We start from the raw sequence: 21,668 nt of genomic DNA, 5'->3' as shown, positions 1-21,668 counted from the left end.
GGTGGGAGTCACGCGGCGGGCGGCAATTGCCGTTATTTACTTTATGGGTCATGCGTCAAGTATAGCGGTCACGCCTCTCCGACCCAACCACCGACGGCGTTGCATGCGTGCGAAGCTGTCGGCGCCATCCAGCGCCCGGTGTGATGGCGGCCCGAGAAAGGTCATGGTGATAAGGGTTTACGCCGAGGAGAGGCGCTGGCAGGAGATCGCGAGAGGTTTATCGACAAGGGCTTGCATTCGATCGCAGAGTCGGTATTATACACCGCGCCTTGGCCCAGATGGCGGAATTGGTAGACGCGCTAGCTTCAGGTGCTAGTGTCCTTACGGACGTGGAGGTTCAAGTCCTCTTCTGGGCACCATCGAGGTCGTCGACATGACGATCATCGAGGTAGACAGGGCCAGGATCGAGCCCGGATGGCGGAATTGGTAGACGCGCTAGCTTCAGGTGCTAGTGTCCTTACGGACGTGGAGGTTCAAGTCCTCTTCCGGGCACCAATCTCGATCCCGCGCAGCAAGCATGACAAGCCCAGGTGGCGGAATTGGTAGACGCGCTAGCTTCAGGTGCTAGTGTCCTTACGGACGTGGAGGTTCAAGTCCTCTCCTGGGCACCACGCTGTCATGCTTCATATGATGCGATTCTCCTGCTGGACACCCCCTGTCCTCACTGCAACACCCCCTCAATCCCAACGATTGTCCGAACACGCTTTGGGCTAGGCATTTTTGCGCGCCGCTGCAGGCTTTCTCGAATGGCCTGACGACGCCCTGAACAGCACCATTCTGCCCGCACTCACTGCTCGCCGCACTGTCACGAATCGACCGCTCCACGCCGTTCTTTCTCGTTTCACTCTTTCTCGCTCCGTTCTCTCGTTCCGCTCCTGCGTTTTCCTGCTGCGCACTGACTCCTGGCCAGCCCGCCCCCCGGCGGTTCGCCACCGTCGCACTCTTTTGCCCCTGTCTATCTGACTGTTTGCGTCTCTGTCTGTGCGCGACTTCCGCACGCCTGCTGCCGGCTCTGCTAGCCACACGCCCCCCCCGCGCGCCCATGGCGACGCTGCGTCTCACAATCTAGTTATTAGACGTAATGATTATGGATCATAACTATTTTCTTGCGGATACTCGCCTCGCACGTCGCTGCTGCGCTGGCGGGAGATGGCCGCATCGGTGGCGAATCCGGCCGGACCACGCCGCTCCCGGCCTCGAACCTCCATCCGCGCCCTTGCCGGAGAACGACCATGAACAAAACAACAAGTCGAAAAACAACGATGCCAAGAACAATCCGTCAAAAAACAACGAGGCAAAAAACTGCCGCGCTGCGCTCTCATCGATCCATCAGCCGCTATCATGGGGAGAACGCTTCGGCCCCCGTGCCGTGTCGCGCCCCGCTCCCGCGCTCCGGGCGGGGCGCACGGCCTGGGGCCGGTACTGTACTGCTCTCTCTATGCCAGGCCCGATCCCGCGCGCATGACTTCCGACGCCTCAGTTTCCCCCGATTCGCTCGACCAGTCGCGCCTGACGCGCCTGCTCGGATTTCGCATCACCCGCGCCGAGCTGCGCATACGCCGCCTGTTCCTGGAGTGCATGGCGCGCTTCGAACTCAAGCCGGTGGACTATTCGCTGCTGGTCCTGGTGGATGCCAACCCGGGCGTCAACCAGCGCCAGCTGGCCGAGGCGTTGGACGTCTCGCCGCCCAACCTGGCCATCGTGGTGTCAAGACTGATGAAGCGCGAGCTGCTACGCCAGGTTCGCGGCAAGCAGGACCGGCGCATGCAGCACCTGCATCTCACCGCCGCGGGCAAGCAGCTGCTCGACGAGACCGAGCTCGCGGTCAACGAGATGGAAGCGCGGCTACTCGACAGCCTCGGGCCGACGCACGGGGAGGCAATGCTGGCAGCGCTGGCGCGGCTCGAACATCTGGCCTGAACCACGTCGCCCGGTCGCTGCTGGGCCTGACGCTGACACTCGCCGCGGGACTTCTGCTCACGCCATCGGCCGAGGCCCAGTCGATGCCGCAGACGGTACAGCTACGCTCTGGCATGAACACCGGCGGTACCAGCTTCATGGATGGCTTCGGCCGTCTCGGCCAGGGCTGGACCTACATTCAATATGCGCGCCTGTCGCACCTCGATGCGATCAAGGATGCCAGCGGCGACGACTCACCCGCTTTTCGTGACCCGCAGATCGACTCCACCGCGCTGATCACCCAGTTCGCCTACACCTCCCCCTATCGCCTGTGGGGCGGCTGGCTCGGGTTCAACACGCTGGTGCCGCTGGTCAATCTGCATGCTTCCTTCGCCGACGACAGCCCCGCCACCCTGAGCGACAACGGCTTCGGACTGGGCGACATCACCTTCGGCCCCTATCTGCAGATGGCGCCGATCATCCGCCAGGGGCGTCCGGTCTTCTCACAGCGTTTCGAATTCGACGTGATCGCGCCGGTGGGCAAGTTCGACCGCGACCGTGCCCTCAACCCCGGTGATGGCTACTGGTCGATTCTCCCCAACTGGGCGGTCACCGTCCTCCCCACCCCGGCGTGGGAGATCAGCGCCCGCCTCAACTATCTCTACAACTTCGAAACCGACCGCGCCGGCGCACCGCCTGCCATCCCCGGCTTCGAGTTCGACAACGGCCAGGCCGGAGATGCCGCCTGGATCAACCTGGCCAGCTCCTACGCCGTCAGCGATGCGCTGCGTCTGGGCATCAACGGCTTCTACCTGCGCCAGCTGAGCGACAACCGCACCAACGGCGAGCGCGTGGCAGATTCGCGCCAGACCTTGCTCTATCTGGGGCCGGGCGGCGCCTATCGCTTCGATGCCGACAACCTGCTCAACGTCAATCTCTACTTCCCGCTCAAGGTCGAGAACGCCGCTGCCGGCAACAGCCTCAACCTGCAGTTCGTCCACAGTTTCTGAACGCGCCTTCGCGCAGAGGAGTCCAGACATGCAACTCTACGGCAAGACACTGATGGTGACCGGCGTCGCCTCGGGGATCGGCAACGAAGTCGCCCGCCTGGCACGCTTCCACGGCGCCCGGGTCATCGGGGTCGACCGCCATCCGGTCGACATGACACTGGATGCCTTTCATCAGGCCGACCTGAGCGATCCGCAGGCGATCGACGCACTCGTCGCGGCACTGCCCGAACGCCTCGACGGCCTGGCCAATATCGCCGGCGTGCCAGGCACCGCCGACCCGGCGTTGGTGGCGCAGGTCAACTATCTGGGCCTGCGCCATCTGAGCCAGGCACTGCTGCCGCGACTCACCGGCGGCAGCGTGGTCAACGTCGCCTCTATCCTCGGCGCCGCCTGGGCCGAGCGCCTGGAAGCCCACCGCGACCTCGCCGACACCCCCGACTTCGCCGCCGGTGAGCGCTGGCTGGCAGCACATCCGGTTCCCGCCGAGAGCTGCTATCAATACTTCAAGGAGGCGCTGATCGTGTGGAGCGCACGCTGCTCTCGGCCCTGGTTCGCGACCCACGACGTACGCGTCAACTGCGTCGCCCCCGGCCCGGTGTTCACCCCGATCCTCGACGACTTCGTCACCATGCTCGGGCCAGAGCGCGTCGCCGCGGATGCCGAAAAGATGAAGCGACCGGCGTTCGCCGACGAGGTGGCCGAGGGAGTCGTGTTCCTGCTCTCCGACGCCGCACGCTGGATCAACGGCGTCAACCTCCCCATCGACGGCGGCCTCGCGGCCACCGCCCTGTGACCCCTCATATTTCTGGAGAGACGCCATGAGCGATACCCCGACCCGACTCCCCGATCCCGCGCGCTGGCACGCCAAGCTGTTCGACGGTGACTGGATCGAGGCCGCCGCCACCCTCGAGGTGATCGAGCCCGGCGCCGGCACACCGCTGCATACCGTGGGCAAGGCCGATGCCGCCGCCGTCACCCGTGCCGTCACCCGGGCCAAAGAGGCGCAGCGCGCCTGGGCCGCGACCCCGCCCCGCGAACGCGCAGCAGTGTTCCATCGCGCCGCCGCGCTGCTCGAAGCGCAGGCGCCCGCCGTGGCGAGCCTGATCGCCCGCGAGACCGGAGCGATTCTGCCCAAGGGCGAGCACGAGGTGCGCGAGGCGATCGTGCTGCTGCAGCGCGCTGCCGCCATGCCGCTACAGGCCACCGGCCAGGTGCTGCCGAGCGAACCCGGGCGCATGAGCCTGGCCCGGCGCCGGCCGCTCGGCGTGGTCGGCGTGATCTCGCCGTTCAATTTCCCGCTGGTGCTGTCGCTGCGCTCGGTGGCGCCGGCGCTGGCGGTGGGCAACGCCGTGGTGATCAAGCCCGATCCGCGCACCCCCTACGCCGGCGGCTTCGCCATTGCCGAGGTCCTACACGCCGCCGGCCTGCCCAAGGGGCTCCTGCACGTGCTGCCAGGGGATGCCGAGGCCGGGCAGGCGCTGGTCGAGGCGCCGGGCGTGCCGATGATCGCCTTCACCGGTTCCACCGCCGCCGGCCGCCGCATCGGCGAGCTGGCGGGGCGCCATCTCAAGAAGGTGTCACTGGAGCTGGGCGGCAAGAACTCGCTGATCGTGCTCGATGACGCCGACCTCGACCAGGCGGTGTCGGCGATCGCTTTCGGCGCCTACTTCCACCAGGGCCAGATCTGCATGGCCACCGGCCGCGTACTGGTCCAGCGCCGCCTGGCCGCGGCGCTGACCCAGCGTCTGGCCGAAAAAGCCCGCCAACTGCCGGTGGGTGACCCGGCCAAGGAAGCGGTGGCGCTGGGACCGATCATCGACCAGCGCCAGCTCGAGCACGTCAAGGCGATCGTCGACGACAGCGTCGCCGCCGGCGCGGTGCTCGAAGCCGGCGGCACCCACGAGGGGCTGTTCTACGCCGCCACCGTACTCTCCAACGTGCGCCCGGGCATGCGCGCCTTCGACGAGGAGGTCTTCGGCCCGGTGGCCAACGTGATCGTCTTCGACGACGACGACGAGGCGGCGGCGCTGGCCAACGCCACCGACTACGGCCTCTCCGCCGGGATTCTCTCGGCCTCGGTGGGGCGTGCCATGGCGCTCGGCGACAAGCTGCATACCGGGCTTTTGCATATCAACGACCAGACCGTCGCCGACGAGGTGATCAACCCCTTCGGCGGTACCGGCAGCTCGGGCAACGGCACCAGTGTCGGCGGTCCCGCCGACTGGGAGCAGTACACCCACTGGCAGTGGGTCACGCTCAAGCAGACGCCGCCGAGCTACCCGTTCTGAGCGCTGCCCGCAGCGCCGAAGCGGCGCCGCGGGCCGGGTCTCATCCGTCACCCCGTTTCCGCTGCCACCGTCGCGCCTCGGCGCCACGCCGCAGCTCACTCTCCCAGCCCTGCGAGGTTTTGCCATGTCAACGTCACACAGCGAAGAAGAGACCGTCACCTACACCATCGAATCCGGCGTCGCCTGGGTGAAGTTCAACCGCCCGGATAAACGCAACGCCATGAGTCCGGCCCTCAATCGCCGCATGCTGGCGGTGCTCGACGCGCTCGAGTTCCACCCCGAGGTCGGGGTGCTGGTGCTCAGCGGCGAGGGCAGCGCCTGGACCGCCGGCATGGATCTGCAGCAGTACTTCCGCGATACCGAAGCCCACGGCCTCGCCGGCACCCGCCAGGCCCAGCGCGAGAGCTACGGCTGGTGGCGCCGCCTGCGCTGGTACGAGAAACCGACCATCGCCATGGTCAACGGCTGGTGCTTCGGCGGTGGCTACGGGCCGCTGTTCGCCTGCGATCTGGCGTTCGCCGCCGAGGAGGCCAAGTTCGGCCTGTCCGAGATCAACTGGGGCATCCTGCCGGGTGGCGGCGCCTCCAAGGTGGCGGTGGAGCTGCTCTCGTTCCGGCGTGCGATGTACCACGCCATGACCGGCGAGCCGATCGACGGCGCCACCGCCGCCGAGTGGGGGCTGGTCAACGAGGCGCTGCCGCTGGCGCGGCTACAGACGCGGGTCGCCGAGGTGGCCGCAATGCTACTGGAAAAGAATCCGATCGCGCTCAAGGCGACCAAGGATGCCCTGCGCCGGGTCCGCGAGATGACCTACGACAACGCCGAGGACTATCTGGTACGCGCCCAGGAGGCCGCCAACAGCCGTGACGACAGCGGCCGCCACGAAGGTCTGCGTCAGTTCCTCGACGAGAAGCGCTACAAGCCCGGCCTGGGCGCCTACGACCGCGCGCACTCCCGCGACGCCTGAGGCCTACCCAGAGGAGGCAGCATCATGTCGGACTCATCGCAGCAGGCGTCGAGACGCCTGCCCGAAGGCGCGGTAAGGCGCCTGCTGACACCGCGGTCGATCGCCATCGTCGGCGCCTCGGCCACCCCGGGCGCGCTCGGCGCCGCGGTGCTCGGCAACCTGACCCGCAACGGCTATGCCGGCGAGATTCACCTGATCAACCCCAGGCGCGCGGAGATCGCCGGGCGAGCGTGCCTGGAGAGCATCGCCGCGCTACCCGAAGGGGTCGATGTGGCACTGCTGGCGATCCCCCAGGCCGGCGTGGTGGACGCGGTGCGCGAACTCGCCGCGCGCCGGGTCGGCGCGGTGGTGATCTTCTCCGCCGGCTTCGCCGAGGCCGGCGAGGCGGGTCTGGCCCAGCAGCGCGAGATCGCCCGTATCGCCGCCGACGCTGGCATGCTGGTGCAGGGGCCCAACTGTCTGGGCAGCATCGACTACCGCCAGCGCCTGCCACTGACCTTCATCGAGGTGGCGATCAGCCCCGCCGAGGCCGAGCGCCACCGCAGCCAGCCGGCGATCGGCATTCTCTCCCAGAGTGGCGCCATGATGACGGTGCTCAACACCACTCTGGTGAGCCGCGGGCTGGCGCTCTCCTGCGCCATCTCCACCGGCAACGAGGCAGCCAGCCATCTGGAGGATTACCTCGACTACCTGCTCGACGATCCGGGTACGGCGGTGATCGCGATGATCGCCGAGCAGTTCCGCCAGCCCCGGCGCCTGCTGGCCCTGGCCCAGCGCGCCGAGGCCAGCGGCAAACGTCTGATTCTGCTGCATCCGGGCAGGAGCAGCGCGGCCCGTGCCGCCGCCGCGACTCACACCGGCGCCCTGGCCGGCGATCATGCGGTAATGCGCACCCTGGTCGAGCGCGCCGGGGTGGTGCTGGCCGAAACCCTGGAAGAGCTCGGCGATATCGCCGAGATCGCTCTGCGCTGCCCGGCCCTGCCCGCGACCGGCACTGCCATCGTGGGGGAGTCCGGCGCCTTCAAGGCGCTCTGTCTCGATCTCTGCGAAGCGCTCGAGCTGCCCCTGCCGACGATCGGCAGCGCCGACTCGCCAGCACTGCGCGAGGCGCTGCCGCCGTTCGTCGAGGTGAGCAACCCGCTCGATCTCACCGCCCAGGGCCTGGTCGACCCGCAGCTCTACCAGCGCACGCTGGAGGCGCTGTTCGCGGACCCCCGTTTCGGTACGGTCCTGGTCGGCCTGATCCAGACCGACCCGGTCACCTGCCGGATCAAGCTGCCGCCGGTGCTGCAGGCGGTACGCGAACAGCGCCCGGAGCTGGCGCTGATCTGCGCCGGCCTGGATGAAGGCGCCGAGATTCCCGCGGACTATGTCAGCGAGCTGCGCGCGCTGGGGGTGCCCTACTTTCCCAGCCACGAGCGCGCGCTGCGCGCCATCGCCCGGCTGCATCCGCTGGCCGCGCGCGACAACGAACGCGTGCCACCGGCGCCCCACGGCCTGGCGCTGCCCGCACAGGGGGGCGTGATTCCCGAGTACCGTGCCAAGCAGCTGCTGGCACCGCTCGGCGTGCCCTTCGGCGCGGGGGAGCTGGCCACCTCGCTGGACGAGGCGCAGCGTATCGCCGCCCACCTGGGCGGCGCGGTCGCGCTCAAGGCCCAGGCGGCGGCACTGAGCCACAAGAGCGATGTCGGCGGGGTCATACTGGGTGTCGAGGGCGAGACGGCGCTGGCCCGGGCCTGGGAACAGCTACATCGGGATCTGGCGCGCCTGGCCCCTGACACTCCGCTGGATGGCGTGCTGATCGAGCGCATGGGCGCCGCCGGCTGCGAGATGATCGTCGGCGCCCGTCACGACCCCCAGTGGGGGCCGGTGGTGCTGGTCGGTTTCGGCGGCGTCAGTGCCGAGGTACTGCGCGACGTGCGCCTGCTACCGGCGGACCTGAACGCGGCGGCGGTGCGCCGCGAGCTGGACAAGCTGCAGGGCGCAGCGCTGCTCCACGGCCACCGCGGCAAGCCGGCCTGCGACGTGGCTGCCCTGGCCGAGCTGGTGGCCGCACTGGGCGCGCTGATGCAGGCCGAACCGCGGCTGGTCGAGATCGACCTCAACCCGGTCATGGTCTACCCCGAGGGCCAGGGTGTGCTCGCCCTGGACGCCCTGATGCTGATCGCCTGACTAGCGGCCACACCGGTGGCCGCCCCTTACCCCCTGACAAGCAGGAGAGCGCCATGTCGGAACCGTTCGATCTTTCCCGTCTCGACCCCGAGGTCCAGACGGTCCTGGGCGAGATGGCGGCACAGTCGCTGCCGCCGCTGGATACCCTGCCGATCGCCCAGATGCGCGAGGTCTATCGCACGCTGGGCGATCGCCTCGGCGGCGAGGCGCAGCCCATGCACGAGATCCGCGATCTCGCCGCCGAGGGGCCGCTGGGGCCGATCCCGCTGCGCCTCTACCGCCCCCGCCCGGCGGACGCGGCGCCAGCAGCCGCGACGATCTATCTGCATGGCGGCGGCTGGATCATTGGTGACCTCGACAGCCACGACAAGATCTGCCGGCGCCTCGCCCACGCCTCCGGCGAGGCGCTGATCGCGGTGGACTACCGCCTGGCCCCGGAGCACCCGGCACCCAACGGGCCCGAGGATGTGCTCGCCGCGATTCGCTGGATCGCCGCCAATGCCGCCTCGCTGGGTCTGGACCCCGCGCGTCTGGCGGTGGCCGGTGACAGCGCCGGCGGCGGCCTCGCCGCCATGGCCTGCCAGCAACTGCGAGAGAGCGCCGTGGCGCTGCGTGCCCAGGTGCTGTTCTATCCCGGGCTCGACCTCACCCCCGAGTCGGACACCTTGCCGTCGCGTCAGCGCAACGGTCAGGTGCCGCCGCTCACCACCGAGCTGATGCGCGCCATGGCCGAGCCCTTCATCGGCGACTTCGACACCCACGACCTGCGCGTCTCGCCGCTGCTGGCAACCGATCTGCAAGCGCTGCCGCCAGCGCTGATCGTGACCGCCGAATTCGACGCCCTGCTCGACGAGGGGCGGCACTACCGCGACAAGCTGCAGGCGGCGGGTGTGGCGGTGACCTACGTAGAAGTGCCGCGCATGATCCATGGCTTCATCGAGATGGCCGGCGCCGTCTCCGCCGCCGTCAGCGTCCTCGACCAGGCCGCGGCATTCCTGCGCCAGCGGCTGGCGTGACCCGAGGGGCGGCATCACGCGCTAACGGCGGAGCTGACCGGTTCGGTTGGCAAGGCTGGCTCAGCCACGAGGGATGAGCAGCGAATCGCCCCGCTCACTGATAGCGGCCGGGGCGCCGGGAGATCGCCGCGAGGCCCCAGCCGGCGGTATCGACATGCCCTTCGAGCCGCTGCTGGACCTGCTCGCTGAGCAGCGGGAAGAAGTCGAGACCGGTACGCGCCTCGATCTCGTCGATGGTCACCAGGAAACGGTCCAGCGGCTCCTTGCCGCTGACCGTCTGCGGCATCAGGAAGGCGATCGCCCGCGGCGTGGTTCCCGGCACCACGATGATCTTGTAGAACGCCTCGGGAATCTGCGAGAAGCCGACCCGATGCAGCCACTGGTCGTCGTAGACCGGGCCGGTCAACACCCAGACGCTGCCGAAACGCGGCACGAAGTCGTCCATCACCGCCTCTTCCAGGCGCTGCCAGAGCTGGCGATTGAGGTGCGGCCGCTGCGGCGTGATGTTGGTCATCAGGAAGCTGTCGAGCTGGGCGCTTCGCCCATGGGCCACCGCCATGGCGTAGTTGGGGGCCATATGGCCTCGGTCATAGCCGCTGCCGGTGTAATCGCTGCTGGTGATCGGCCACAGGCTGCGCCAGTCGGGCGAGAAGTGGTCGGGCCGCGGCAGGCTGTGGGGGTTGTCCACCCGGGTCAGCGCATAGCCCACCCACAGCGGGCCGGCACGCAGATCCGACCAGCCGAGCAGGAAGCCGTCGTTGCGCAGCACCCGGTTCCAGCTGCGCCAGTCGCTCCACTGCCACTCGGGCACGCCCATCCAGCTGAGCTGATCGCGCACCCCGCTCTCGTGGTAGTACCAGAGCCCGCTGACGACAACGACGAAGACAATGGAGATCTTGGACGTACGCCAGAGCCGCGTCAGCGCTCCGGCAGACCGACGGCGCCCCACTCCGCGCTCAGAGGCCGACCGAGAACATGGCGTCGAGATCGTGGCGCGAATGCACCTGCATGGCGTTGAGGGTTTCAGTGTCGCGGATGCCCTCGACGCTCATCAGACGCTCGGTGACCAGGGTCGCGAGGGACTCGAAATCCGGCGTGCGCGCGATGGCGATGAGATCGTAGCGGCCGCAGGTCGAGTAGACTTCGCTGATCCCCTCGAGATCGGCGAGACGTTCGGCGACACCGCGAATCCGGCCCTTTTCGACGTTGATCAGAATGACCGCGTTCTGCATCTCTCTCTCCCACCGGCGGGTGGCCCCGGGCGGGACCACGACAATCAAGAATGAAGGCTCGGGCGCGAGTATATCAGCTCTCGCCCGGCGGCTGCGCTTGAACGGCGCCAGCGTGGGCCGCCATACTCGAGTCCTGGCTGCCGCCTCGCCGCCCGTCTATAGGGTTTGTACGAAAAGTCAGCGAGCGAAGGCCAGACCGGGGCGCGTAGCTAAGGCAAAAATCGGCGAAAACGGACCGGGCTGGCGCTCCAGTTTACGGGGTGTAAATGAGCATTTTTGACCGGGCTGGCGCTCCAGCCGATTTTTAACGCCGTATTGCCGAGCGCAGGTAGTTTTCGTACAAAGCATAGCGCCCACACCCACGCCGAGGAGCCTCAGCATGTCCATCGATCGCCGCCGTTTTCTGTGCCGTGGCGCCGCGCTCTCCGCCGGCCTGCTGCTGGCGCCCGGCTGGCGCGCCTGGGCTCAGTCAGCCCCGCTGCTCGACCCCGCCGCCAGGCAGGCGCGGGCGGTGCGCTACGTCGAGCAGGCCAGCGCCGCGCAGGACGACCCCGCCTACCGCGCCGGGCGGCGCTGCGCCAACTGTGACTTCTTCAGCGCCGGCCAGCGCTGCGCGCTGTTCCCCGAGCACCGCGTCTCTCCCGACGGCTGGTGTATGAGCTGGACCTCGGAATAACCCCAAGCACTTATTTCCACACCCGCTGATGATGGGCGCCGGGGGCTTCACGCCGACTCGCGCCCGCTCTCGGGGATCGGCCACTGGTAGCGGCGCACCGTATCGCCGTTCTCGATCGACTCCAGTTTGACCGGAAAACCCCATAGCTGATGCAGATGGCGCAGCACCGGGAACAGGCTCTGCCCCAGCGGCCGGCGCCGATCCTGCACGTGGCGCAGGGTCAGCGAGCGGTCACCGCGAATATCCGCCTCCCACACCTGGATATTGGGCTCCCGCGCCGAGAGCGCGTACTGCACGCTGAGCGCTTCGCGAATCCGGCGATAGCCGCGATCATCGTGGATCGCCTCGATCTGCAGGCTGTCGTCGCGGTCGTCGTCGACCAGGCTGAAAAGCTTGAGATCGCGGATCACCTTGGGCGACAGGAACTGCTGGATGAACGACTCGTCCTTGAAGTTGTGCATGGCGAAGTGCAGCGTATCGAGCCAATCGCTGCCGGCGATATCGGGGAACCACTCGCGATCCTCGTGGGTCGGCGCCTGGCAGATGCGCTGGATGTCGCTGAACATGGCGAACCCCAGAGCGTAGGGGTTGATCCCACCGAAATAGGGGCTGTCGTAGTCCGGCTGGCTGACCACCGAGGTATGCGACTGCAAGAACTCGAGCATCAGCCCCTCGTCGATCAGGCCGTCGTCGTAGAGCCGGTTCATCAGCGTGTAGTGCCAGAAGGTGGCCCAGCCCTCGTTCATCACCTGGGTCTGGCGCTGGGGATAGAAGTACTGGGCGAGCTTGCGCACGATGCGCACGATCTCGCGCTGCCACGGTTCGAGCAGCGGAGCATTCTTTTCCAGGAAGTAGAGCAGGTTCTCCTGCGGCTCGCTGGGGTAGCGGCCATGGCGATGCAGGCCGAGCGGATCGTTCTCGCTGTCCGGCAAGAGGTGGTCGGCGAGCGGCGCGGCGCGCTCCGGGATGGTGCTCCACAGGGTGTTGACCTGGGTCTGCAGGTAAGCCTCGCGCTCCTCCTGACGCCGCGCCTCGGCCTCGGCGGAGATCGGCGACGGGCGCTTGTAGCGGTCGACCCCGTAGTTCTGCAGCGCGTGGCAGGCGTCGAGCAGCTGCTCCACCGCCTCGACCCCGTGGCGCTCCTCGCACTGGGCCACGTACTTGCGCGCGAACACCAGGTAGTCGACGATCGCCGAGGCATCGGTCCAGGTCTGGAACAGGTAGTTGCCCTTGAAGAAGGAGTTGTGGCCGTAGCAGGCGTGGGCGATCACCAGCACCTGCATCATCAGCGAGTTCTCCTCCATCAGATAGGCGATGCAGGGGTCGGAGTTGATCACCAGCTCGTAGGCCAGCCCCATCTGACCGCGCCGATAGGCCTGCTCCACCGACAGGAACTGCTTGCCGAACGACCAGTGGTGATAGCCCACGGGCATGCCCACGCTGGCGTAGGCGTCCATCATCTGCTCGGAGGTGATGATCTCGATCTGATTGGGGTAGGTGTCGAGACGGTACTCCCGCGCCAGCTCGGCGATCGCCTGCTCGTAGCGCTCGAGGGTCTCGAAGTTCCAGTCCGAACCGGTGGCAATGGGCTTGCGTCGCGTCATCGATGTCTCCTCGGTGGCCATACCGACCTCAGCTTTCGGTACGCTGACGGAAGAGTTCGCGGAAGACCGGATAGATGTCCTCCGCCTGCACGATCTGCTCCATCGCGAAGCGCTCGGGATAGGCTGTCTTGATCGTGGCGTAGGCGTCCCACAGCGCCTGATGGGCGTGGGGCGTGATCTCGACGTAGGTGAAATACTGCAGCTTGGCCATCAGCGACTCGTCGAGCAGCTTGAGGCAGGTCGCGGAGTCGTCGTCCCAGTTGTCGCCGTCGCTGGCCTGGGCGACATAGAGGTTCCACTGCTCCGGCGAGTAGCGCGCCTCGATGATGCGATCGACCAGGGTCAGGGCGCTGGAGACGATGGTGCCGCCGGTCTCGCGCGAGTAGAAGAACTCCTCCTCGTCGACCTCCTTGGCCACGGTGTGGTGGCGCACGAAGACCAGCTCGACCTTCTCGTAATTGCGCTCGAGGAACAGATAGAGCAGCAGGAAGAAGCGCTTGCCGATGTCCTTGTGCGCCTGAGTCATCGAGCCGGAGACGTCCATCACGCAGAACATCACCGCCTGATTGGAGGGCATCGGCTGGCGGGTGAGGTGGTTGTAGCGCAGATCATAGGTATCGAGAAACGGGATCGATGAGATGCGCTTCTCGAGCCGCTCGATCTCCGACTTGAGCTCGTCGATCCGCGCCGGATTGCGCAGCACCGGGTCCTGACGCTCCTCCTCCGCCAGCGCCTCCTGGGCCTCGCGCAGGGCGCGTTTCAGCGGTGCGCGCATGCCGATGCGCCGGGCCTGGGCCTCGCGCATCGAGCGCACGATGTTGATTCGCGCCGGTACCCCTTCCCGTGAGATACCCGCGCGCACCGGGCGCGTCTCCTCGAGCACGCGCAGCTGCTTGCGCTCGAGATGCGGCAGTGCCAGACCGTCGAAGACGAAGTCGAGAAACTCCTCCCGCGACAGGGTGAACACGAACTCGTCGACCCCCTCGCCCTGGTTCGAGGCCTGGCCCTCACCGCTACCGCCACCGCCAGCACCGCCGCTCGGCCGACGCAGGCGATCGCCCTCGGCGAACTGCTTGTTGCCGGGGCTGACGATGGTACGCCGGCCCCCGGGGCCGTGCTGGAACGAGGGTTCGGAGATATCGCGTGAGGGGATCGAGACCTTCTCGCCGCGCTCCATGTCGGTGATCGAGCGCCGGTTGACCGACTCCTCCACCGCGCGCTTGATGTGCGCCCGGTAGCGCTTGAGAAACCGCTGGCGGTTGACCGCGCTCTTGTTGCGCGCATTGGGCCGCCGGTCGATGAAATAGCTCATGGCACCTCCCGCAGACTGGCTGCGGCGGCGGCCCGCGGTGGCCGGCCGCCGCCCGTAAGGCGCGCGGCGACCCGCCCCGCGCGCCCGCTGACCTCGGCGTCTGCCGCGGTCGACCTACTGCGACTTGCGCACGCGCAGATACCACTCGGAGAGCAGCCGCACCTGCTTCTCGGTATAGCCCCGCGTGACCATGCGGTCGACGAAATCCTCGTGCTTGCGCTGGTCGGAGGCCGAGGCCTTGGCGTTGAACGAGATCACCGGCAGGAGCTCCTCGGTGTTGGCGAACATCTTGTGCTCGATCACCCCCTTGAGCTTCTCGTAGGACTGCCAGTTGGGGTTCATGCCGTTGTTGTGGGCCCGCGCCCGCAGCACGAAGTTGACCACCTCGTGGCGGAAATCCTTGGGATTGGAGATCCCCGCCGGCTTCTCGATCTTCTCCAGGTCCTCGTTGAGTGCCTGACGATCGAACAGCTCGCCGGTTTCCGGATCGCGGTACTCCTGATCCTGGATCCAGAAGTCGGCGTAGGTGACGTAGCGGTCGAAGATGTTCTGGCCGTACTCGGTGTAGGACTCCAGATAGGCGGTCTGGATCTCCTTGCCGATGAAGTCGACGTAGCGCGGCGCCAGGTACTCCTTGATGAAGCGCAGATAGCGCTCATGGGTCTCCTTGGGCAGCTGCTCGCGCTCCAGCGCCTGCTCCAGCACGTATAGCAGATGCACCGGGTTGGCGGCGATCTCCTGGGTGTCGAAGTTGAACACCTTGGAAAGAATCTTGAAAGCGAAGCGGGTGGAGAGCCCGGTCATGCCCTCGTCGACCCCGGCGGCGTCGCGGTACTCCTGGATCGACTTGGCCTTGGGATCGGTATCCTTGAGATTCTCGCCGTCGTAGATACGCATCTTGGAGTAGATGCTCGAGTTCTCCGGCTCCTTGAGCCGCGAGAGCACCGAGAACTGCGCCAGCATGCGCAGGGTGTCGGGGGCACAGGGCGCGGCGTCGAGCGAGGAGTGCTCGAGCAGCTTCTGATAGATCTTGATCTCTTCGGAGACCCGCAGGCAGTAAGGCACCTTGACGATATAGACGCGGTCGAGGAACGCCTCGTTGTTGCGGTTGTTGCGGAACTGCTGCCACTCGCTCTCGTTGGAGTGAGCCATGATGATGCCGTCGAAGGGAATCGCCCCCATGCCCTCGGTGGGGTTGTAGTTGCCCTCCTGGGTCGCAGTCAGCAGCGGGTGCAGCACCTTGATCGGCGCCTTGAACATCTCGACGAACTCCATCAGCCCCTGGTTGGCCCGGCACAGGCCACCGGAGAAGCTGTAGGCGTCGGGGTCGTCCTGGGAGTAGAGCTCGAGCTGGCGGATATCGACCTTGCCCACCAGCGAGGAGATGTCCTGGTTGTTCTCGTCACCGGGCTCGGTCTTGGACAGCGCAATCTGGTTGAGCCGCGACGGGTAGAGCTTGACCACGCGGAACTTCGACAGGTCGCCGCCGAACTCCTTGAGCCGCTTGGCCGCCCACGGCGACATCGGGCCGTGCAGGTGACGCGTGGGGATACCGTACTCCTGGGAGAGCAGCTCGCCATCCTCCTCCGGCGAGAACAGCCCCAGTGGTGATTCGTAGACCGGCGAGTCCTTGATCGCGTAGAACGGCACGCGCTCCATCAAAAGCTTCAGGCGCTCGGCCAGCGACGACTTGCCGCCACCTACCGGGCCCAGCAGGTAGAGGATCTGCTTGCGCTCCTCGAGCCCCTGGGCGGCATGGCGGAAGTAGGCGACGATCTGCTCGATCGCCTCCTCCATGCCGTAGAACTCGGCGAAGGCGGGGTAACGGCGGATCACCTTGTTGGAGAAGATCCGCGACAGGCGGGGGTCCTTGGCCGTATCGATGGTCTGCGGTTCACCGATGGCGGAAAGCAGGCGTTCGGCGGCGCTGGCGTAGACACTGGGCTCCTTTCGACACAGTTCGAGATACTCCTCAAGGCTCATCTCTTCCTTCTGAACCCGCTCGTAACGGCTCTGGACGTGATCGAAGATACTCATGGAAGCCTCCTGGTCGTTACCCCCAACCGCTCAGGGCACTCACCCTGTCAGCCGGGCTAGCTGACTATCAGCATAGACAGATGCACGGAGCGCCGGGTAGACCCAATGGTCGAGTCATAGCGACGCAGCGTCGACAAGCTCGCTTTAGAACACGCTACCACGATCAGGGTTCGATGCACGGCAATTTGCGCGGAAAAAACCAAGGCCCCGACCAAAGTCGGGGCAAGCGTTTGAAACCGCTGAGAAATCACACATCTGGCGCGAACGGAAGGCGTTGCCGGCGGCCCGAAAAGCGCCTGCGGCGATAGCGGGAAGCCCCGCGGCGGGTCAGCGGGCGGCGTGGTCCAGCGCCGCACGGGCGTCGGTGAGCAGATCGTCGAGCAGCTCGGTGGTGGTGTTCCACGAGCAGACGAAACGCGCCCCACCGGCGCCGATGAAGGTGTAGAAGGTCCAGCCCTTGGCCCGCAACGCCTCGATCACCGGTGCCGGCAGGCTGACGAAGACGCTGTTGGCCTGGGTCGGGAACATCGGCCGGACGCCGGGCAGCGCCGCCAGCCCCTCGGCGAGGTAGCGCGCCATGGCGTTGGCGTGCTCGGCATTGCGCCGCCAGGCGCCGGTCTCCAGCAGCCCCAGCCAAGGGGCGGCGATGAAGCGCATCTTGGAGGCGAGCTGGCCGGCCTGCTTGCAGCGATAGGCGAAATCCTCGGCCAGACCCTTGTTGAAGAACAGGATCGCCTCGCCCAGCGGCAGCCCGTTCTTGGTCCCGGAGAAGCACAGCACGTCCACCCCGACCTGCCAGGTGAGCTCCGCCGGCGTGGCGTCCAGGGCACTGCAGGCGTTGGCGAAACGCGCGCCGTCCATATGCACGCGCAGATCGTACTTGTCGGCCATGGTGCGGATCGCCAGCAGCTCCTCGCGCGAATAGACGGTGCCCACCTCGGTGGCCTGGGTGATCGAGACCACCCGCGGCTTGGGGTAGTGGATATCGCTGCGGCGCACCACCAGGCGCTCGATCCCCTCGGGGGTAAGCTTGCCCTCTTCGCCCGGGCAGGTGAGCAGTTTGGAACCGTTGGAGAAGAACTCCGGGCCGCCGCACTCGTCGGTCTCGATGTGCGCCAGCTCGTGGCAGATCACGCTGTGATAGCTCTGACCGAGGGCGGCCAGGGTCAGCGAGTTGGCGGCCGTGCCGTTGAACACGAAGAAGACGTCGCAGTCGTAGTCGAACAGCTCGCGAAAGCGGTCGGCGGCGCGGTGGGTCCAGACGTCGTTGCCGTAGGCGAGATCGTCACTGGCGTTGGCCTGGATCAGATAGTCGAGGGCTTCCGGGCAGATGCCGGAGGTATTGTCGCTCGCCAGAAAGCGAGGAGTACAGTCAGAGGTCATTGGGCGGGTCCTTGTACGATCCCTCCCCCGCGAGCGAGGCTCGTGCGGAGGCCAGGCATGAACGCCTGAATCACGCGAAGCGCAAGCCGCGACGACAGGATCGCCATCGTCGCGGCTTGCGCTTCCTCAACCTCAGCAGTCTAACACCTGTCGGCGACGGCGGAAGCCAACCACCCGGGACGCCGCCGACTGCCCACCGGCGGCAGGCCCAGCGGGGCTAGCGGTGCGTGGAACGGCGGTGCCTTGCTCCCTCTCAGAGGCGTGCGGCCAGCCGCGTCCCCTGATCGATCGCACGCTTGGCGTCGATCTCGGCGGCGACGTCGGCCCCACCGATCCGGTGGGTGCCGATGCCAGCGCGGGTGAGATCGTCGAGCAGCGCAAGCTCCGACTCCTGCCCGGCGCACACCACCACGCTGTCGACCTCGAGCAGCCGCGGCTCGCCCGCCACACGCAGATGCAGGCCGGCATCGTCGATACGCACATAATCACACTCGGCCCAGCTCTCCACCCCGCGCGCCTTGAGCGCTGCCCGGTGCACCCAGCCGGTGGTCGCGCCCAGCCCCGCCCCCGGCTTGCCGGCCTTGCGCTGCAGCAGCGTGATCTGACGCGGGGCCGGCGGCGTCTGCCGCGGCTTGAGCCCGCCCGGCGCACTCACCTCGAGATCCACCCCCCACTCGTCGCACCATGCGTCCCTATCCAGCGCTGGCTGCCCGACGTGGGAGAGCAGCTCGGCGACATCGAAGCCGATCCCGCCGGCACCGATGATCGCCACCCGCCGCCCGACCCGTTCAGGGTGCAGGATCGCCAGCGGATAGGGCACCACGCTGGGGTGGTCGGCGCCCTCCAGCGCCAGCTCCCGCGGTTTGACCCCGGTGGCCAGGACCACCTCGTCGAAGGCCAGCAGCTGCTGGGCATCGACCTGCTGGTCGAGACGCAGATCGACGCCCCAGCGCACCAGCTGGCGTTCGAAGTAGCGCAGCGTCTCGGCGAACTCCTCCTTGCCGGGAATACGCCGAGCGTAGCGGAACTGCCCGCCGATCTCCGGCTCGCGCTCGAACAGGGTGACCCGGTGGCCACGCTCGGCGCAGGCAATGGCCGTGGCCAGCCCCGCCGGCCCGGCGCCGACCACGGCGATCTGCTTGGGCGCGGCGGTCGGCTCGAGTACCAGCTCGGTCTCGTGACAAGCGCGCGGATTGACCAGACAGCTGGTCAGCTTGCCCTGGAAGGTGTGATCGAGGCAGGCCTGGTTGCAGGCGATGCAGGTGTTGATCTCGTCGTCACGCCCTTCGGCAGCCTTCTCGACCCAGCCCGGATCGGCCAGGAAGGGGCGCGCCAGCGAGACCAGATCGGCGTGCCCCTCGGCCAGCACACGCTCGGCCACCGCCGGCATGTTGATGCGGTTGGTGGCCAGGGTGGGGATGCCGACGGCCGCGCGCACCGCTTGCGAGACGCCGACGAACGCCGCCCGCGGCACGCTGGTGACGATGGTCGGCACCCGCGCCTCGTGCCAGCCGATACCGCAGTCCAGTGCATCCACCCCGGCCGCCTCCAGCGCCGTGGCCAGGGCCACGATCTCGGACTGGGTACTGCCCTCCTCGACCAGATCGATCATCGACAAGCGGAAGATCAGCACGAAGTCCGCCCCGCAGCGGCGGCGAATGCCGCGCACGATCTCCAGCGCGAAACGCTGGCGCCGAGTCGCGTCGCCGCCCCAGTCGTCATCGCGCTGATTGCTGCGCGCGCACAGGAACTGGTTGATCAGATAGCCTTCCGAGCCCATCACCTCGACGCCGTCGTAGCCGGCACGCTGGGCCAGCTCGGCGCAGCGCACGAAATCCGCGATCTGCTGGTGTACCTCGGCATCGCTCAGCGCGTGGGGCGTGAAACGATTGATCGGCGCAGCGATGGCGGAGGGCGCAACCAGCGCCGGCGAATAGGCGTAGCGCCCGGCATGCAGGATCTGCAGGCAGATCGGCGTCTCTTCGGCGTGCACCGCCGCTACCACCTGGCGGTGCGCCTCGCACTCGGCCTCCTCGCTCAGCTTGGCGGCATGGGCGAAGACCGCGCCTTCGGCGTTGGGCGCAATCCCCCCGGTCACGATCAGCCCGACCCCGCGGCGCGCCCGCTCGGCGTAGAAGGCCGCCAGGCGTTCGAAGCCGCCGGGCGCCTCCTCGAGATTGGTATGCATCGAGCCCATCACGACCCGATTGCGCAGGGTCAGCGAGCCCACGCGCAGCGGGCGAAAGAGATTCGGATAAGCGGTCACGGTCGGCTCCACGCAGCGGTATGCGGCTGTTTTCAAACGCACGTATGAACGCCAGTGTAACCCAATCCACGGCGGCGACCATTCCACCAAAGCGGCATCGTCGCAGGCGGGCATATCGGCGGCCCCGGGTCTGCCGCTGCGAACGACGCCTCTGACAGGCACCAGGGGACAAAAAACAGGGCAGCGTCAGCGGAAAACAACGCAGCGTGAGTAGAGACAAGGAGGGACGCAGAGCGCGCGGCGGTGCCAGAAGCAAAGGCCAGAGACGAAAAAACCAGCTCTAAGGCTGGTTGGTTCGCTCACAGCGGCCGTTTGGGCGCTGCTGGTACTGGGCACTGACTAAACACATTGTCGAGACGTCGATGGCGGACCGGACGGGACTCGAACCCGCGACCTCCGGCGTGACAGGCCGGCATTCTAACCAACTGAACTACCGGTCCGCATATATCGGTGACCATCATCCTGAGACGATGGTGGGTGGTACAGGACTCGAACCTGTGACCCCCAGCATGTGAGGCTGGTGCTCTAACCGGCTGAGCTAACCACCCAAAACGTCTGACGCTGCGCAGCACGAAGTGTGGCGGACCGGACGGGACTCGAACCCGCGACCTCCGGCGTGACAGGCCGGCATTCTAACCAACTGAACTACCGGTCCACTCGAAGCATCGGGTCTGAGTCGTGAAACACCTACCTGATACCCACTACGCGACTTGCAAATGATACCCGGAAAACTTCTGCTCCCCGAACATCGGTGGAAATGGCGGACCGGACGGGACTCGAACCCGCGACCTCCGGCGTGACAGGCCGGCATTCTAACCGACTGAACTACCGGTCCCCAGTTTCCAATCACGTGATCCACGGTCCAGCGCTTGCGCGATGGTGGGTGGTACAGGGTTCGAACCTGTGACCCCCAGCTTGTAAGGCTGGTGCTCTCCCAGCTGAGCTAACCACCCGTGGTCACGTGGCGCTGCATTCTACCGGTAGCCGGTTGAAAGTCAACCGCTTTTCCGCAACGTTTTATCCTTGGTGTCGATTGACTTGCGCGAGGCGCCGGCAGATCAGGGCTGCAGCGGTGTCGATCAGTGCCGCCTGGCTCACGCCGAGACGCTTCGGGGGCTGCCAGTCGTGGTCACCACCGTCGAGAAAATGGCACTCGAGTTGCGCCGGCAGCGTATAGCCTTCGACCTCGGTGCGGGTCCCGAACGCATCCCGCGTCCCCTGCAGCAACAGCAGCGGACACGCGAGGTCGGGCCAGTGGTCGAGGCGCAGACGCTCCGGCTTGCCCGGCGGATGAAAGGGGTAGCCGCACAGCACCAACCCGGGCGTCGGCTCGCGCGCTGCCAGCAGGCTGGCCACCCGCCCGCCCATCGATTTGCCGCCCAGCCACGCCGGCGCCAGGCCGTCCGCGTCGATGGCCCGGCGCCAGGCGCTCAGTTCCGCCACCAGCCCCTCGACCCGCGGCGGCGGCCGGCGGCGGCCCTCACGGCGCATGCGCGCCATGTAGGCGAACTCCACCGCAATCACCTGTACGCCGCCTGCGGCCAGAGCGTGGCGCAGACGGCTCAGGAAGGGCGAGTCGTGCCCTGCCCCGGCGCCGTGGCTCAGCAGCAGCCGCGGCGCCTGCGCCGGCCCGCACACGCGCACACCACCGAGCGCGGTCTCGTGCAGCGTGTCGTCGCCGTGCGCCAGCGCGCTGGCGATCCGCCGGCGATCTTCGTCATCGGGTACCGGCACGTCATCTGCCTGGGTCCGCATCTTCCCTCCTCCTCACTTTCCCCTTCCCCACTTCGCTTGCCCGACTTCGTT

At 67.1% G+C, this 21,668-nt stretch carries 16 protein-coding genes and 8 tRNA genes; 11 read left to right on the top strand and 13 right to left on the bottom strand.

The genetic code is table 11. From position 1 onward, the window contains the following. The first annotated feature begins 272 nt into the window (after window positions 1–272). The 10 genes from ABV408_RS04160 (at window position 273) to ABV408_RS04115 (ending at window position 9,352) form a co-directional block, all read left to right on the top strand. Window positions 273–359, top strand: a tRNA-Leu gene (locus ABV408_RS04160). A gap of 49 nt (window positions 360–408) precedes the next feature. Next, window positions 409–495, top strand: a tRNA-Leu gene (locus ABV408_RS04155). A 29-nt stretch (window positions 496–524) separates the two neighbouring features. Beyond that, window positions 525–611: transfer RNA gene (locus ABV408_RS04150), tRNA-Leu, on the top strand. A gap of 850 nt (window positions 612–1,461) precedes the next feature. After that, window positions 1,462–1,920 carry a MarR family transcriptional regulator gene (locus ABV408_RS04145; protein WP_353981194.1) on the top strand — a complete coding sequence of 153 codons (459 nt, stop codon included), beginning with the start codon at window positions 1,462–1,464 and terminating at the stop codon, window positions 1,918–1,920. 83 nt (window positions 1,921–2,003) lie between these two features. Beyond that, window positions 2,004–2,909 (top strand): transporter, encoded by a 906-nt coding sequence (locus tag ABV408_RS04140; protein ID WP_353981193.1) that lies wholly within the window; start codon window positions 2,004–2,006, stop codon window positions 2,907–2,909. A gap of 28 nt (window positions 2,910–2,937) precedes the next feature. Next, entirely contained in the window at window positions 2,938–3,702 is a 765-nt protein-coding gene (locus tag ABV408_RS04135) for a coniferyl-alcohol dehydrogenase (protein WP_353981192.1), read from the top strand. Window positions 3,703–3,727: 25 nt separating this feature from the next. Further along, complete coding sequence (locus ABV408_RS04130) at window positions 3,728–5,197, top strand: benzaldehyde dehydrogenase (protein WP_353981191.1); 1,470 nt, start codon at window positions 3,728–3,730, stop codon at window positions 5,195–5,197. Window positions 5,198–5,321: 124 nt separating this feature from the next. Further along, complete coding sequence (locus tag ABV408_RS04125) at window positions 5,322–6,164, top strand: p-hydroxycinnamoyl CoA hydratase/lyase (protein ID WP_353981190.1); 843 nt, start codon at window positions 5,322–5,324, stop codon at window positions 6,162–6,164. Between the two features lie 24 nt (window positions 6,165–6,188). After that, window positions 6,189–8,336, top strand: coding sequence for an acetate--CoA ligase family protein (locus ABV408_RS04120; protein ID WP_353981189.1), 2,148 nt, complete (start codon window positions 6,189–6,191; stop codon window positions 8,334–8,336). 53 nt (window positions 8,337–8,389) lie between these two features. After that, window positions 8,390–9,352: an alpha/beta hydrolase gene (locus tag ABV408_RS04115; protein WP_353981188.1), complete on the top strand. Its 963-nt coding sequence runs from the start codon at window positions 8,390–8,392 to the stop codon at window positions 9,350–9,352. A gap of 94 nt (window positions 9,353–9,446) precedes the next feature. Here the strand turns inward: ABV408_RS04115 and ABV408_RS04110 are convergent, their stop codons facing one another. After that, a complete protein-coding gene (locus ABV408_RS04110; RefSeq protein WP_353981187.1) occupies window positions 9,447–10,190 on the bottom strand; it encodes a DNA/RNA non-specific endonuclease in 744 nt (247 codons plus the stop codon). A gap of 118 nt (window positions 10,191–10,308) precedes the next feature. After that, the gene (locus ABV408_RS04105) at window positions 10,309–10,584 is read right to left on the bottom strand and encodes an Lrp/AsnC family transcriptional regulator (protein ID WP_035474285.1); all 276 of its coding nucleotides are present in this window, start codon (window positions 10,582–10,584) and stop codon (window positions 10,309–10,311) included. A gap of 379 nt (window positions 10,585–10,963) precedes the next feature. On the opposite strand from ABV408_RS04105, the gene ABV408_RS04100 reads away from it, so the two are divergent. After that, window positions 10,964–11,260, top strand: a complete 297-nt coding sequence (locus ABV408_RS04100; RefSeq protein ID WP_353981186.1) for a high-potential iron-sulfur protein — start codon at window positions 10,964–10,966, stop codon at window positions 11,258–11,260. Between the two features lie 47 nt (window positions 11,261–11,307). Here the strand turns inward: ABV408_RS04100 and ABV408_RS04095 are convergent, their stop codons facing one another. From ABV408_RS04095 to ABV408_RS04045, 11 genes are all read right to left on the bottom strand, one after another. Beyond that, complete coding sequence (locus ABV408_RS04095; RefSeq protein ID WP_353981185.1) at window positions 11,308–12,864, bottom strand: SpoVR family protein; 1,557 nt, start codon at window positions 12,862–12,864, stop codon at window positions 11,308–11,310. A gap of 28 nt (window positions 12,865–12,892) precedes the next feature. Continuing rightward, window positions 12,893–14,176, bottom strand: coding sequence for a YeaH/YhbH family protein (locus ABV408_RS04090; protein WP_353981184.1), 1,284 nt, complete (start codon window positions 14,174–14,176; stop codon window positions 12,893–12,895). 114 nt (window positions 14,177–14,290) lie between these two features. Next, complete coding sequence (locus tag ABV408_RS04085) at window positions 14,291–16,213, bottom strand: PrkA family serine protein kinase (RefSeq protein WP_353981183.1); 1,923 nt, start codon at window positions 16,211–16,213, stop codon at window positions 14,291–14,293. 327 nt (window positions 16,214–16,540) lie between these two features. Then, the gene (locus ABV408_RS04080; RefSeq protein WP_353981182.1) at window positions 16,541–17,596 is read right to left on the bottom strand and encodes a low specificity L-threonine aldolase; all 1,056 of its coding nucleotides are present in this window, start codon (window positions 17,594–17,596) and stop codon (window positions 16,541–16,543) included. Between the two features lie 253 nt (window positions 17,597–17,849). Then, window positions 17,850–19,862 carry an NADPH-dependent 2,4-dienoyl-CoA reductase gene (locus tag ABV408_RS04075; protein ID WP_353981181.1) on the bottom strand — a complete coding sequence of 671 codons (2,013 nt, stop codon included), beginning with the start codon at window positions 19,860–19,862 and terminating at the stop codon, window positions 17,850–17,852. Window positions 19,863–20,225: 363 nt separating this feature from the next. Beyond that, window positions 20,226–20,302 (bottom strand) — tRNA-Asp (locus tag ABV408_RS04070). A gap of 31 nt (window positions 20,303–20,333) precedes the next feature. Further along, window positions 20,334–20,410: transfer RNA gene (locus ABV408_RS04065), tRNA-Val, on the bottom strand. 30 nt (window positions 20,411–20,440) lie between these two features. Then, window positions 20,441–20,517: transfer RNA gene (locus tag ABV408_RS04060), tRNA-Asp, on the bottom strand. Between the two features lie 103 nt (window positions 20,518–20,620). Continuing rightward, window positions 20,621–20,697 (bottom strand) — tRNA-Asp (locus ABV408_RS04055). Window positions 20,698–20,739: 42 nt separating this feature from the next. Then, window positions 20,740–20,815, bottom strand: a tRNA-Val gene (locus ABV408_RS04050). 64 nt (window positions 20,816–20,879) lie between these two features. Then, window positions 20,880–21,617 (bottom strand): alpha/beta family hydrolase, encoded by a 738-nt coding sequence (locus ABV408_RS04045; protein ID WP_353981180.1) that lies wholly within the window; start codon window positions 21,615–21,617, stop codon window positions 20,880–20,882. Window positions 21,618–21,668: the final 51 nt, after the last annotated feature.

It is taken from the genome of Salinicola endophyticus, assembly GCF_040536835.1.
In the GTDB taxonomy this organism is placed as follows: domain Bacteria; phylum Pseudomonadota; class Gammaproteobacteria; order Pseudomonadales; family Halomonadaceae; genus Salinicola; species Salinicola endophyticus_A.
This window is presented reverse-complemented; position numbering and strand designations above follow the sequence as displayed.

What these genes read in the sequence shown, in the direction of transcription:
- ABV408_RS04080 (WP_353981182.1), bottom strand. Translation starts at nt 17,596, where the DNA reads ATGACCTCTGACTGTACTCCTCGCTTTCTGGCGAGCGACAATACCTCC.
- ABV408_RS04105 (WP_035474285.1), bottom strand. Translation starts at nt 10,584, where the DNA reads ATGCAGAACGCGGTCATTCTGATCAACGTCGAAAAGGGCCGGATTCGC.
- ABV408_RS04095 (WP_353981185.1), bottom strand. Translation starts at nt 12,864, where the DNA reads ATGACGCGACGCAAGCCCATTGCCACCGGTTCGGACTGGAACTTCGAG.
- ABV408_RS04140 (WP_353981193.1), top strand. Translation starts at nt 2,004, where the DNA reads ATGCCGCAGACGGTACAGCTACGCTCTGGCATGAACACCGGCGGTACC.
- ABV408_RS04100 (WP_353981186.1), top strand. Translation starts at nt 10,964, where the DNA reads ATGTCCATCGATCGCCGCCGTTTTCTGTGCCGTGGCGCCGCGCTCTCC.
- ABV408_RS04045 (WP_353981180.1), bottom strand. Translation starts at nt 21,617, where the DNA reads ATGCGGACCCAGGCAGATGACGTGCCGGTACCCGATGACGAAGATCGC.
- ABV408_RS04135 (WP_353981192.1), top strand. Translation starts at nt 2,938, where the DNA reads ATGCAACTCTACGGCAAGACACTGATGGTGACCGGCGTCGCCTCGGGG.
- ABV408_RS04130 (WP_353981191.1), top strand. Translation starts at nt 3,728, where the DNA reads ATGAGCGATACCCCGACCCGACTCCCCGATCCCGCGCGCTGGCACGCC.
- ABV408_RS04145 (WP_353981194.1), top strand. Translation starts at nt 1,462, where the DNA reads ATGACTTCCGACGCCTCAGTTTCCCCCGATTCGCTCGACCAGTCGCGC.
- ABV408_RS04125 (WP_353981190.1), top strand. Translation starts at nt 5,322, where the DNA reads ATGTCAACGTCACACAGCGAAGAAGAGACCGTCACCTACACCATCGAA.
- ABV408_RS04120 (WP_353981189.1), top strand. Translation starts at nt 6,189, where the DNA reads ATGTCGGACTCATCGCAGCAGGCGTCGAGACGCCTGCCCGAAGGCGCG.
- ABV408_RS04115 (WP_353981188.1), top strand. Translation starts at nt 8,390, where the DNA reads ATGTCGGAACCGTTCGATCTTTCCCGTCTCGACCCCGAGGTCCAGACG.
- ABV408_RS04085 (WP_353981183.1), bottom strand. Translation starts at nt 16,213, where the DNA reads ATGAGTATCTTCGATCACGTCCAGAGCCGTTACGAGCGGGTTCAGAAG.
- ABV408_RS04090 (WP_353981184.1), bottom strand. Translation starts at nt 14,176, where the DNA reads ATGAGCTATTTCATCGACCGGCGGCCCAATGCGCGCAACAAGAGCGCG.